Origin of the sequence: Acinetobacter sp. YH12094, assembly GCF_013419295.1 — a bacterium.
Classification (GTDB): Bacteria; Pseudomonadota; Gammaproteobacteria; order Pseudomonadales; family Moraxellaceae; genus Acinetobacter; species Acinetobacter amyesii.
This window is the reverse complement of the sequence record NZ_VPAK01000040.1, coordinates 1-13,694: the sequence shown is the minus strand read 5'-3', so window position 1 is coordinate 13,694 and position 13,694 is coordinate 1. Positions and strand designations below refer to the sequence as shown.

Sequence of the window (13,694 nt, the reverse complement as noted above, 5' to 3'; positions counted from 1 at the left end):
TTCAGCACTGTATGTTCTTCGTTTTTTCGCAAGAGATGCGATGGATGTCTGATGATTTGTAGTCATAAATTTAAGTCCCCACTTGTTTCTAAGTGGGGACTAAATTAAGGCTTATAGGATGAATTCATAAGGTGTGTTCAGCGGACGCTTACCATAGTTTTATATTTAGGTTTTTTCTTTGTGGCAAATTTATCATAATTATTTAGGTTCGAATCTGAGAAATTATCCTAATTTCTTAACTATTCTAAAATTAACATAGTATGGATTATATGAAATCATCAATGTATGGCTCTAATTTCCTGTTGGAAAGCCATGAAACATCCATTGTATTCCCCATAAGATTACTAAGATGAGAATCACCCAAACAATAATCTTTAACTTATACATTCTGTAAGTTTTCCTAAAATTAACATAATACGCGTTATACGAAATTCTTGAATTTTCCTATAATTATCAATATCTTAACTAAAGCCGTTCCAGTAAACAGCACACTGGAACGGCTTTTTTGTTGAATTTTACTGTTCCACGCCTGTTCTTTAATCAAAGTTCCACATCTTTGTGTAGTTTCATTTAACCCTAAAGCAGAAAAAAATGTCCAGATAAAACAAGAATAGATGTCCAAGTATTATTGATTTTACATCAAGAGACAGGCTAGCCTAATTCTAAAGGATTAAAAATCCTATACACATATGAGCTCTATTCAAATAATTTAAGGCAAAATCGAACCCTATAATTTCAAAGGTATTCAAAAATCACTATAAAAGTTTGCTATATAGCGAACAAATTTCTAGGGTTAGAATTGATATGGCTTCAAGAGAAGAAATAGGTAAAGAAATACGTTTGGCAAGAAAAGCTCTGGGCTATACACAGAAAAATCTTTCAGAAAAAACGAACGTTAATAAAACAACAATTTCAGAGATAGAAAATGGCCACTTTACAGGCTCATTTAGCATATTTGAATCTATACTTAATGCAGTAGGCCTGCAATTTGAAGTGAATAAAAACAAGTATAAATTTCCGCACTGGGATGAAATTGAAGCAATGTTTGCGGAAGATGATGAATAAATTGTAAATCGGTACTGAATAAGGTATCAAGAAAGGCAAAGAGCTGCCCATCGACCTCATTACTCCAGACCACTTGTGTCAGATATTCCAGATTGAACTGATAGCAAATCACGGTTCCTCGCGACACCACGCGAAACTGATTGAGCTTAAAGCAAGTTGTTAGACTCTATTAGATTGTAAATGTCTAATTAGACTTCTTTAATCTAATAGGATCTAATCAGGCCAATAAAGTACCCTCCTTACCGACTAAGTCGGTTTATTTTATAACTCCATTATTTTGTGGTTTAATACACATATATAGACATAAGACCCAATATTATGGATTTAATATTCAAAAAACCTGAAGAAGTTGTTACTTTATTATGTGAAAGGCTTCGTAAGGAACGACTTTATCTGGAAATGACTCAGGCAGACGTCGCTACACGTGCTGGTATTGGTGTAAATACAGTATCTAATTTGGAAGCTGGTCGAAATGTTTCATTTGAAAATTTAGTACGCGTTGCCATGGTACTGGGTCGATTAAAAGAATTAGAGGAACTCTTTAAACCTCATTTAAACAGTGTAGATGACATTCTCCGCTATGAGAGCAATACGGCTCGCCAACGTATCAAAAGGAAATAAATCCATGCTCAAAAAACTTAATGTTTACTACAATGGATGGGGTGAATATTGGCTTTGGGGTACACTGGTCTCCTCAACCGCAATCACAGGTCGACCATTAATCGCCTTTGAATACAGTGCAGAAGCGATCAGTAAAGGTTTAGAACTTTCCTCTTACCTACTTCCGTTAAAAGGTGACCCATTAAGAACGAATTTTCCTGCACATCAAATGGGATTGCCAGGTCCTATATATGATGCCCTACCCGATGGCTGGGGCATGCTCCTTATGGATCGCTTATTTAAAAAAAATGGACTCAATCCAGCACGGATTGGGCCATTAGAAAGACTCACGTATATTAATACACATGCGATGGGGGCATTATCCTTTGAACCTTCAGCACCTGAGTTAGCATTACCTGAAAATATTCCACTGCTTAAACTCGCTCAAGAAGTCCAGGAAGTTCTCAAAGGAGAAGGTGCTGAATTTTTACAGCATTTATTAGTTATGGGTGGATCACCACAAGGTGCAAGGCCAAAAGCACTCGTCTATCGTGATCCTGTCACCAACGAATTCTCAACAGTTAGCTCACATCAACATGAAGCCTGGTTGATCAAATTTCCCGCTCAGCAAGAGCATCCTGAAGTTTGTGCAATTGAAGCTGTTTATGCAGAATGTTTGCGTCATTGTGATATTGATACCCCTGACACCCAATATTTTAGTCTTCCGAATGGATTAACTGCATTTGCATCAAAAAGATTTGACCGCCACGATGGCATGCGTATCCCTATGCAAAGTTTAGCTGCCTTTACCGGAGCTGATTTTAAATCACCAGGGAGTTTAGACTACAGTAACTTTCTTCGCGCTGCACACTTTTGCACCAATGATGTTCGCGAAAAAGCAATTGCATTCAAGCGAGCTGTTTTCAATGTAGTCTTCAATAATCGAGATGATCATTGCAAAAACTTTTCATTTCTGATGTCCCAAAATGGGCAATGGAAACTCGCCCCTGCCTATGATGTTACTTTCTGTGAAGGGCCAGGTGGATATCATCAAATGGATATCATGGGTGAGGCACTGGATATTCCTCGACAAGCTCTTGTAAAACTTGGTACTCAGGAAGCAGAACTTTCTGCTCAAGAAGTCGATGAAATTATTGGCTCTATTTGTAAGGTTGCAATCCGATTCAGCAATATCGCTCATGATCTATTACCTGGACAAATTCAAGCAGAGACTCTCCAAATGATCCAAAATAGGATTGAGCATAATATTCATTTATTGAATTGAATATAAAACATTTTCATGAGGATTAATAGTCATTATATTAAATTATATACTGTTGTTATTTCTCATGAAAATCAGTATCAAAACATAGGTGACTTTTATAAACTAAAATATCTAAAATAAAGTGACCAAAACAACATTAAATGATCTAAATTTTAGCCCACCAAAAACCACATCTTACTAATTAAATCATATACTTACAAATAACGTCATTTAATGGTATAAATCTCGGTGACCTTGCCAAGGTTGGGGTAATTTATTATATTGTAATTCTTTAATTTAAGATTTGATATTAGGACAGTAATAGCTGTGTTTTAGGAAAAATCAGTGAATAATAAGTTAAAAGAAATTGCAGTTAGATTACAGCAAATTTTAGACCAAATCACATTATTACAAAATGAATATCAAAGCCTTTATCAAGAAAAAGAAAAACTTATATCGCTTGAAGAAAAAAATAAGAATTATTTATCAGCAGAAGAAAGACTTTTATTATTTTCTCAAAGGTTTATTGGACGAACTGATACCTTTGCTTATCGTTGGGAAAATAGCAGTGGAAAATCTGGTTATTCTGTTGCTTGTGCAAATGAGTGGAAACATGGCATTTGTTACAAACCTCAAATTAAATGTTCAGACTGTAAAAGCCGTCAACTATTACCCATCACACAAGAAGTTCTTTATTCTCATTTAACTGGACAGAAAGTTATAGGCATTTACCCACTATTAGCAACAGATCAATGTAGGTTACTCGCAGTAGATTTTGATAAATCAGATTGGAAAAATTGTGTAACTGCATTTTCTGAAGCGTGCTTATCTTTAAATATACCATTTTTGGTTGAGCGCTCTCGTTCAGGTAATGGCGCACATGTTTGGATATTTTTCTCTGAACCAATTGCAGCTAAGCAAGCTCGCTTAATGGGTGCAGGTATTCTAGATAAGGCCATGGAACTTTATCCAGCTCTAGATTTTGAATCTTATGATCGTATGTTTCCAAATCAAGATCACATGCCAGCAGGCGGATTTGGAAATTTAATAGCATTACCCTTACAAAAGCACGCAAGAGCGCTAGGAAATAGTACCTTTATTGACAGTAACTTTAATGCCTTTACTGACCCATGGACTGTTTTACAACAAACTGAATTAATGAGTTCTTCTGAAGTTAATAATATTGTGAATGAACTAGGCTACAATTTCATCGAACAGAATCAAACAGATGTTGACCATGAGGCTCCATGGGTAAAAAATATTCCTAAAAAAAATCAAAAGATCGCGGGATGTCCAGACGCTATTGAATTGGTATTCGCAAATATGATTCACATTCCAATTCAGACATTACCCTCTCAATTGATAGCTCAATTAAAAAGATTAGCCACTTTCTCCAACCCTCGTTTTTTTAAAGCACAAGCAATGCGTTTTTCAACGACAGGAATTCCAAGACACATATGCTGTGCCCGCCTTGAAGGACAATATCTCAGTTTACCACGAGGATGCCTAACAGATATAATTCACTTGCTTAATCAACAAGATACTAAAATAAAACTAAAAGATCAACGTACTAAAGGCAACATATTAGTCAATATAAATCTACTTACCGAATTATCCTCTGAACAGGAAATGGCATGTAAAAAAATCCTTGAACACGATGTTGGAGTTCTACATGCACCAACGGCTTTTGGAAAAACTGTTACTGCAATCTCTATCATTGCCAAACGCCAAACAAATACACTCATTATTGTTCATAACAAAGAACTTGTTTCTCAATGGAAAGAACGATTACATTCATTTTTAGCCGATGTCGAAATTGGTACAATACAAGGTGGAAAAGCCAAACCATCTAATCAAATTGACATTGCAACATATCAAAGTCTAATCAACCGTGTAAATAATTCAATCAAACCTATCGCCTTTAATTACGGACAAATTATCGTAGATGAATGCCACCATTTATCCGCACCAAGCTATGAATTTCTTCTCAGTGAAGTCAGTCCCTACTACATTCTCGGGTTAACTGCTACACCAGAACGTCAAGATGGGCATCAACCCATTATTTTCATGCAAGCTGGTTCTATTGTATACAAAGCAAAATCCAACAATCACACCCAGCTTAAAAAATTATTAATAAAAGTAAATTATGAAGGTGAATTCCCAGAAATTTTCTTTGGTACCGAAAATAAACCACATATTTCAAAGCTGATGCAACATCTTACTGAAGATACAGAACGTAATAATGCCATTATTAAAGATGTCTCTCATTGTATTCAAAATGGTCAGATCCCGTTAATTTTAACTGAACGTAGAAAACATGCCGAAAATCTTAGAAATAAGTTGAATGATTTAGGGTATAAAACATCTATTTTACAGGGAGGTATGAGCCATACAAAAAACATAAAAGAAAAACAAAATTTAGATGATGCTCATGTTGTGATTGCCACGGGAAAATACATTGGTGAAGGTTTTGATCTTCCTCGTTTAGATACCTTGTTCTTGGCATTCCCGATTTCATGGAAAGGCACTTTGGCTCAATATGTTGGGCGTATTCATAGATCAAATGAAGGTAAATTTGAAGTTCAGGTATATGATTATGTTGATGTTAACCATCCGATATTTGTCAAAATGTTTCAGAGAAGGAGTAAAAGTTATAAAGCTCTAGGCTATATTGTAGAACAATCACACAATAATATCGTTTTATAATTTTAGATCTATTGACACTACCCCAATTTTCAATCCATAAGATAATTAAACGTAAAGCCGCTTTTAAAATTCTAAATGTGTGGGTCTCCTTGGCATCAAAATAACTGGCCATCACAAAGGATGCGGGTCCGAATGCAAATTTTAACTGTATTTTCAGAGTCATTTCAGATCACTACGTAGCTAAGGCTGTTTTGCAGATCGAAATGATAAAATCATAAATTGCTTTTCAAGAAAAAAGAAACTAATATGTTTCTTATAACACTAAAAAGCAATAAATGTGTCTACAATGAATGAGTCTTTACTTCAGCAAATCAAAAAAAGACGAACCCAATTGGGCTTAAAGCAAGTTGATATGCAATCCCGTACAGGCATTTCAAGACAGCAGTACCAAAAACTGGAAAGTCAGGGCAACCCTCGATTAGAGACCTTAGAAATTATAGCGGCAGGATTAAATGCTCAACTGATGCTCATCCCTGATGATAAGGTTCATTTGATCAGACAATTATTGAATGATGAAATTAAAGTCACTATTGAAGATCAGGATGACTTAATGACTAACCCATGGAAAGGTCTTCTCGGAGGAGAGGAACCATGAATACTGTTGCCGTCCTGAAATTAACATTACATCACGGTATCGTTGGATACTTGGCAGGATTTCAGAGCGGAAAAAATATTCTGGTTTTTACAGATTCTTTCCGCTCTGATCAGCAACGCCCGACCTTGAGCCTGCTGACTTCCCCCTTGTATCCTCAAGCGGATAAAATTTTAGAAAAGACCTATGTTACACATCAGCGCTTACACCCCTTGCTATCAAACTTGCTACCAGAAGGTGCATTACGTGAACTGATTGCACAAAGCCTCAAAGTACATATAGACAATGAATTTCAGTTATTGGCAGCTTTAGGTCATGATTTACCTGGAGCACTCATTGCGACTCCATTAGATCCAGAAGAAATTCCAGATGAAATAAAATTCAAACTGCAGATCTCGAATCCAGATCAAATTTTAAAGCAAGAGATTCGAACAGATAATAAGTTTTCCTTGGCTGGCGTCCAAATGAAGTTTTCCATGAAAGCCAAAGATGGGCGTTTTACACTAGCACAGGCAACGGAAACGGCTCTACTCGGGGACTGGATTATAAAAACTCCTTCTTCCGGACATGCTTTTGTTCCGCTAAATGAATATTCTATGATGACCCTTGCTAAAACGGTCGGAATAGATGTCCCTGAGATTCGCTTGGTGGATATGACCCTTTTACAAGACCTTCCACCATTAAATTTACCCCAAGAGCAATATGCTTTCGCAATCAAAAGATTTGATAGACAGAGTACTGCTGATACTACAGAGCTTATTCACATCGAAGATTTTGCTCAGATCTTCGGCGCATATCCACATCAGAAATACAGCACCACAAATTATGAGCAGATAGGAAAGATCATTTATCAATTTTCAGATAACAAAATTATTGATATTCAGCAATTTGCCAGCCGTTTACTCATAAATATTTTACTCGCCAATGGAGATGCACACTTAAAGAACTGGAGTATGATTTATTACGATAAAAGTGCACCAAGATTATCACCCGCATACGATATATTAATGACTAGTGTATATATTGAAAATGAGCATCATTTCGCATTAAATCTTGCCAAAAATAAAGATTGGTATTTAGCTGAGATGAAGCATTTTAAGCAATGGGCAGAAAAAGTCGGCGTTCCATGGCGTATCATCGAGAAGCAACTTCACGATATTCTGGATAATGCTCGATCATTATGGCCAGCGCTATTACTAGACTTACCTATGATTTCCGCTCATAAAGAAAAATTAAGAGAACATTGGAAAAAATTGCATCCAGACTTTCAGATACTTACAGATGATTAGAGGAAACCTGTAACCAAGCTAAAATTTCTCAAACAATTTCATCACATCATTTTCCGTCAGTTTCGCTTCTCCCTCATGATCTGTGCTTAGAATAGACTGTGCCAGTTCTGCTTTATTCTGCTGCAAGGCAATAATTTTTTCTTCTATGCTTTTATTGGTAATCAGCTTATACACAAATACCGGCTTGTCCTGTCCAATCCGCCATGCACGATCTGAAGCTTGATCTTCAGCAGCAGGGTTCCACCATGGATCATAGTGAATGACCGTATCTGCGGCAGTTAGATTCAGACCAACCCCTCCTGCTTTCAGACTGATTAAAAATACCGGCACTTGTCCAGACTGAAATGCAGTAATGACTTCATCTCGCTTTTTGGTCTTTCCAGTCAGCTTCACATAGCCAATTTCTGCGTGATAGAGCTGTTGTTCAATCAGTTCCAACATTGAGGTAAACTGAGAGAAAATAAGAATTTTTCGTCCCTCTTCCACCATTGGAACAACCATATCCATCAACTGTTCAAGTTTGGCAGAATACGCCTGCCCGGTTTTAACTGAATCCAGTTTCAGCAAGCTAGGATGACAACAGACCTGACGCAGCTTCAGCAAGGCATCTAAAATTTGAATTTGACTACGTTTAAAGCCTTTTTCTGCCACAATTTTCTGAATGCTTGCCTGCATCGTGGCACGAACAGCCTCATATAACTTGGATTGCTGGTCATTCATATCAATATTGACTTCAATCGTGGTTTTTTCTGGCAACTCTTTGGCTACGTCAGTTTTCAAGCGACGTAAAATGAAGGGCTTAATCCGGTTGACCAACTTTTGTCTTAACTGCTCATCACCGCGCTTTTCAATCGGATGACGGTACTTTTTATTAAAAATTTCTTGTGAATATAAAAATCCTGGCATCAGGAAATAAAATAGTGCCCACAGCTCACCCAAATGATTTTCCATAGGTGTACCGGTTAGACATAGACGATGTCGCGCTGTTAATTGCCGTACTACCTGTGCAGCTTTGGCGCGCGGATTTTTGATATTCTGCGCCTCATCCAAAATGAGTTGATGATATTCATATTGCTTTAGTTGCTCTTCATCTCTCGCCAGAAGCGGATAGGTGGTTAACACAATATCATAGTGCGGAATCTGCTCAAAATACTGATGGCGGTCGGGCCCCTGTAGCAGCAATACCTTGAGCTCTGGGGTAAATTTCTCCGCTTCTTTGAACCAGTTATGCATCAGCGATGTGGGTGCAACAATTAAGGCGGGACTATCCTGCAAATATCCAGCCTGCTTTTCCATGAGTAAATGGGCTAAAGTTTGTGCTGTTTTCCCCAAACCCATATCATCCGCCAGAATCCCGCCATGCTGGGTTTCCCTTAAAAACTGTAACCAGCCTAAGCCCTGCTGCTGGTATAGACGCAACTTCCCCTGAAAACCTTGTGGTGTTGGCAGTTGTTGCTGATAGCCTTGTTTGAATTTATGTACAAATTTCTGCAGGCGATCACTGACCTGCCATGTCATCCCAAGATTATGCTGCAATTCTAATAATTGACTCGCATCATAGCGATCAATACTGCGCTCTTCTTGCTGTAAAATGCTCTGCAGATGCAATAATACCGGCTTAATATCCCTAGCGGATAGCGCCAAATCAGGTTGATCAACTGCAGTTTTCACGGTGAAAATTTGACTGTCATGCAGATGAATAAAAGTCCGCGGATCAAGTAAATCAGGATTTTCTCGCACCAAAGCTACGAGCGCATCAAGCAAATTATAACAATTGCCTGCACTGTCTTGAACCGTCGCCCCGATATTGAACCAGTCCTGCTGGCCTTCAGATTCAGTGATAGAAATATTTAAATTTTCAACATATTGCAGGTTAAAGGGGCTGTGTTCCAGATGCTCTATCTGCCAGCCCATCAACTCAATTTGATTGATGGGCATCAGCTGTTTGATCCAGTCCCCATAGAAAGCAAAAACCATAGAATCGAGACGTTGTTTATCCAGTTTTAATTGCTGGTCATAACTAAGATCTTTCACCCACTTCAGTGATTCGACCAATAGCTGTAAACGCTGGATTGACTGTTGTTCCTGAACTAAGTCCCGAAGCTGTCGCACCATTTTGTCATGCTGCTCACCAATGAAACTGTCACCTGATGTACCTGCTTTAATTCGCCCGCCTGCATAGGAGAATTCAATTTCAGCACAAACAGACTCTTCCCATTTCCAATCAAATTTATCTAAAACACCAAAGCGTAAAATTGGCTGGGGATTACCCTGTAAGACTTCAATCTCTTGAAGAAACCCAGGTTTCGGCAAGTTATGTATCGTTGTAGATTGATGAGTAAGCTGCTCAAACTCAGTCAAAACCGTCGCAGGCATCTCTGGCATCCGCCAAAGGTAGTACAGTAAATCCGATGTATATTCACTATAGAGTTGCCCTACCGTATTCTTGTGAATATCGATATAACAAAGTGGCTGACTTACAAGAATTTGAAGATGTGGATTCGATTTTAAATTGAGTCGAACATTTCCATTGACCAACTCAAAATCTAAGTGCTCAGTCTGTTTTTCAATGCTCTTTTGCCAAGAAAATTCAAGCTGATAGCTTTGTTCTGACCATGTAAGTGGAGCATCACTTTTTTGTTTCCAATAGACATCACCACTCTGAATGAAAGATTTAAAATGCTCTAAAACAATGCCTGATATATCAAGACTATTTCCATAAGAAAACTCATTCTGATTGAGCTTGGCATAATAATAAATTTGATTAAATAATTGTCGCTTCCCATCAGGCAAAGACAGACGTTTTTTTAGAATATTGCCATATTCAGTATAAGAACTGACACCTGTGATCGTCCCACTTTTATTACGTCTACCTTTTCGAACCTCAAGTTTTAACCCGAATAGACCTAAAGGCTGATCTAAATAATAAAGTAAATAATTACTCGTTGTCTTTTGCTGCTCTAACTGGGTATGTTGTAAATACTGCTTAAACTCACTTAACCAGCGTTGTGCTTGATTAATTGCAACCCGATCTTTTTGAGTGTGAGATGATGACTGAGAGTCAACATAGCTCTTCAGATATCCTTCTCGATATTCTTGATAAAATAATTTGGCTAAAGCAGCAGCATGTTTACAGTTATATCCAACCGGACAAGTGCAGTCGTCATCAATTAAACGGTCCTTTTTAAGATTATAGGTAATTGCAGTATCGTAATAATCTGTCCCTTCAATTTGGGCATACATCGTGACATCGTCATTTTCCTCAAAGAACTCAATCGTTTTCCTATCAATGTGTTTAGCATAGCTAAGGCTGCGCTGAAGAGTTGCAGTACTAAAGCGAGATAGAAAATTGATCAATGAGGACATAATTACCAGACACTAAAAATGTTTATACAATTATAACGGACAAAGCTGTCATTTCAGAATAGTAGGGCTTTGTTGCACAAAGATTTATAATTTGAAGCATCCCCCCCAACTCACTCAAATTTAAATTATAACTCGCTATCTGGTAGTGAACTTTGGTGTTTTTTCTATTGGCTGGCGTAAATACTTTTAAGCTGCCTGAGGTATCAGCAAAGGCAGAGCCCTGCCCATCGACCCCATTGCTTCAGACTACTGGGGCCAGATATTCCAGATTGAACTGATAGCAAATCCCGGTTCCTCGTGACACCATGCAAAATTAATAGAGCTTAAAGCAAGTTGTTAGACTCTATTAGATTGTAAATATCTAATTAGACTTCTTTAATTTAATAGTATCTTCAGTCGGCTCTGTTGTATAAATATGTAAGCATCTGATTTAAATAAATTTAATTTTGGATCAAAAAATAATCAAAACTTTTAAAATCATATAGTTATGAAATCTTTATGCAACAAAGCCTATTTGATATAAAACTGTTACACAAAATTGACAACATGTACAGAATTCTGTACATTTTAGATTGTAAAGTTCAATCACTATCATCTAGTCAGTAGCGTTTTAACACAGCTTACTTTATGAGGGAGAAATATATGCATGTATTTACATATACAGACGCACGTAACAACTTAAAATCTGTTTTAGATAAAGTTATTGATGATGCAGATGTCGCTTTCATTACAAGAAAAGAAGGCGGTCATGCTGTAGTAATGGGACAAGATCATTACGACAGTTTAATGGAAACGTTGTATCTCCTTTCATCTCCAAATAATACTACTCGTTTAAACGAATCAATTGCTCAATTACGCGCAGGTAAAACCAAACAAAGAGAGTTGATTATAGATGACGAGTCGTAATGTCGAATGGACTGAAAATGCCTGGGATGAATATATCTATTGGCAAACACAGGATAAAAAGATACTCAAACGTATCAATACCTTAATCAGAGAATGTCAAAGAACACCCTTTGAAGGAACTGGAAAACCAGAACCTTTAAAAGCAAATCTTTCAGGATTCTGGAGCCGTAGAATTGATGAGAAGCATAGATTAGTTTATGAAGTGACGGATGAACGAATTTCCATTATTCAATGTCGGTTCCATTACTAATAATATTCCCTATTCTTAGTATGGGAGAGTATTTTATGGCCTGCACAACGTATCAACTCCTGAAGTCTTTTCCCTTTGTGAAAGGTCGCATTGTCCATAATCAAAACACTGCTTTCTTTCAACTTAGGTAATAAATCCTGTTCAATCCAACATTCAAATACTTCTGTATTCACAGAACAATTAAACACACCAACTGTCAACAATCTATTTTCAATGATTGCACCGATCGCATTACTCCAATTCTTCAACTGCCAGTTAAATTCACCTTCAGCACGTGTTCCTTGAAGGCTATAACTATGAGTTCTGGTACTTTAACTTTGAAAACCACTTTCATCTATGTAAATCAGAGGCAATTTCCCTTCTAAACACTCTATGAGATTTTGAAATTGCTGACGTTGATTTTGATCTGCTTTAGGATGCTTTAACGTCTTTTTTTACGCGATATTCCTGCGGCATGTAACGCATTAAATACCGCATGAGTGCTTACTCCTAAACGTTCAGCTCGCTCATACTGATAATCATCAGGATATTGTTCAACATCCTTCAATATTTGCTCTCTGCTAATTTTAGCTGGACGGCCAGGAATAGGTTTGTTTGTAGTGGACTTTTTCCAGTTCTGAATCGTCTGTATACAGATGTTAAAATGCTGTGCTGCTTTTCGCACAGACATTTCATCTCGAATCATAATTTCTATGACTTTATCTTTAAAATCTTTTGAATATCCCATAATATTGGCCTTGAAAACGAATACTTGTTTGCTCTAATAAATTGTCACTAGTCTTAATCTCTAAAGCTGTGCCCCATGTATCCTGCTTAATTTCCCAAACACACTCACCTAACTCATTAGTCAATGTTTGTGGTGTACCCATTTGGCCACAGTGATAAAAAAGCACCCGCTCCAATTCAGCTTTATTTTTTCGTGTTTCCGTTTTCCTTAGCGGATCTTTAAAAACCGAATATTCTTCATGCTGAAATTGGCATAGTCAGGGGGTTCTAGAAGCTTAATAAAATCAGACTATGTGCTAATTGGCTATTTCTAAAGAGGCAGCAACCAAATACATCACAGCCTTAGCCTGTGATGTGTCCGTTGTTATCACTTTGGATCCGACGATCCTAAAAATTTATTCTTTTAATTCATTTAATATTTCTATTGCTTGTACGTTTCCTTGTTGTGTTGATTTCTTTAACCAAAAGGTAGCCGCTTTTTTATCTTTTCCAACACCTTCTCCATGGTAGTACATCAGACCTAATGTAAACTGAGCATCAGAATTTCCTTGTTGTGCCACATTTGAAATTAACTTAAATGCTTTTTGAGGGTCTTCGTTAACACCTACTCCTTTCAAATACATGATACCTAAATTATATGTTGCATTTAAATGTCCTAACTCTGATGCTTTTTGGAACCAATTTGCTGCTTCTATAGTATCTACTTTCCCGTCCAGCCCATTTAAATAAATAATGCCAAGGTTATAAGACGAACTAGCATCATTTTTTATTGCAGATTTTAAAAACCAATTTCTAGCCTGTATAGGCTTTGTTGCACAAACCTATCTGTAAAGGCTTTTTCAGCGATATAATTTTCAAATGAAGAAGCCTACACACAAAATCTATCGCACAACCAATTGGCCCGCATATAACCGAGCACTCATGAGTCGC

General features: G+C 37.2%; 11 protein-coding genes and 2 pseudogenes. 8 read left to right on the top strand and 5 right to left on the bottom strand.

Annotation, left to right across the window (positions count from 1 at the left end; translation table 11 throughout):
• Positions 1 to 804 precede the first annotated feature (804 nt).
• From FTU34_RS16530 to FTU34_RS16505, 6 genes are all read left to right on the top strand, one after another.
• Positions 805 to 1,065: a helix-turn-helix domain-containing protein gene (locus FTU34_RS16530; RefSeq protein ID WP_180036186.1), complete on the top strand. Its 261-nt coding sequence runs from the start codon at positions 805 to 807 to the stop codon at positions 1,063 to 1,065.
• 318 nt (positions 1,066 to 1,383) lie between these two features.
• Entirely contained in the window at positions 1,384 to 1,686 is a 303-nt protein-coding gene (locus FTU34_RS16525) for a helix-turn-helix domain-containing protein (protein ID WP_111886029.1), read from the top strand.
• A 4-nt stretch (positions 1,687 to 1,690) separates the two neighbouring features.
• On the top strand, positions 1,691 to 2,950 hold the full coding sequence (locus FTU34_RS16520; protein WP_180036187.1) for a type II toxin-antitoxin system HipA family toxin: 1,260 nt from the start codon (positions 1,691 to 1,693) through the stop codon (positions 2,948 to 2,950).
• A gap of 324 nt (positions 2,951 to 3,274) precedes the next feature.
• Positions 3,275 to 5,635, top strand: a complete 2,361-nt coding sequence (locus FTU34_RS17950; protein WP_001060549.1) for a DEAD/DEAH box helicase family protein — start codon at positions 3,275 to 3,277, stop codon at positions 5,633 to 5,635.
• Positions 5,636 to 5,921: 286 nt separating this feature from the next.
• Positions 5,922 to 6,230, top strand: coding sequence for a helix-turn-helix transcriptional regulator (locus FTU34_RS16510; RefSeq protein ID WP_001005874.1), 309 nt, complete (start codon positions 5,922 to 5,924; stop codon positions 6,228 to 6,230).
• Positions 6,227 to 7,516: a type II toxin-antitoxin system HipA family toxin gene (locus tag FTU34_RS16505; protein WP_180036188.1), complete on the top strand. Its 1,290-nt coding sequence runs from the start codon at positions 6,227 to 6,229 to the stop codon at positions 7,514 to 7,516. The genes FTU34_RS16510 and FTU34_RS16505 overlap by 4 nt, the downstream gene beginning before the upstream one ends.
• A gap of 18 nt (positions 7,517 to 7,534) precedes the next feature.
• On the opposite strand, the gene FTU34_RS16500 is transcribed toward FTU34_RS16505, so the two are convergent.
• Complete coding sequence (locus FTU34_RS16500) at positions 7,535 to 10,882, bottom strand: DEAD/DEAH box helicase (protein ID WP_180036189.1); 3,348 nt, start codon at positions 10,880 to 10,882, stop codon at positions 7,535 to 7,537.
• Positions 10,883 to 11,524: 642 nt separating this feature from the next.
• Between FTU34_RS16500 and FTU34_RS16495 the strand changes: the two genes are divergently transcribed.
• On the top strand, positions 11,525 to 11,788 hold the full coding sequence (locus tag FTU34_RS16495; protein ID WP_016658858.1) for a type II toxin-antitoxin system Phd/YefM family antitoxin: 264 nt from the start codon (positions 11,525 to 11,527) through the stop codon (positions 11,786 to 11,788).
• The gene (locus tag FTU34_RS16490; protein WP_000203952.1) at positions 11,775 to 12,038 is read left to right on the top strand and encodes a Txe/YoeB family addiction module toxin; all 264 of its coding nucleotides are present in this window, start codon (positions 11,775 to 11,777) and stop codon (positions 12,036 to 12,038) included. Before FTU34_RS16495 ends, FTU34_RS16490 begins: the two co-directional genes overlap by 14 nt.
• Here FTU34_RS16490 and FTU34_RS18155 read toward each other — a convergent pair.
• The 4 genes and pseudogenes from FTU34_RS18155 to FTU34_RS16470 form a co-directional block, all read right to left on the bottom strand.
• Positions 12,035 to 12,334, bottom strand: a pseudogene (locus tag FTU34_RS18155) (transposase); the annotation flags it as partial. The gene FTU34_RS16490 and the pseudogene FTU34_RS18155 overlap by 4 nt on opposite strands.
• Before the next feature lie 125 nt (positions 12,335 to 12,459).
• Complete coding sequence (locus tag FTU34_RS16480) at positions 12,460 to 12,765, bottom strand: IS630 transposase-related protein (protein WP_087547287.1); 306 nt, start codon at positions 12,763 to 12,765, stop codon at positions 12,460 to 12,462.
• A pseudogene (locus tag FTU34_RS18150) lies at positions 12,764 to 13,047 on the bottom strand (RHS domain-containing protein); the annotation flags it as partial. The pseudogene FTU34_RS18150 and the gene FTU34_RS16480, both read right to left, overlap by 2 nt.
• 112 nt (positions 13,048 to 13,159) lie before the next feature.
• Positions 13,160 to 13,534 carry a tetratricopeptide repeat protein gene (locus FTU34_RS16470; RefSeq protein WP_373686516.1) on the bottom strand — a complete coding sequence of 125 codons (375 nt, stop codon included), beginning with the start codon at positions 13,532 to 13,534 and terminating at the stop codon, positions 13,160 to 13,162.
• Positions 13,535 to 13,694 lie beyond the last annotated feature (160 nt).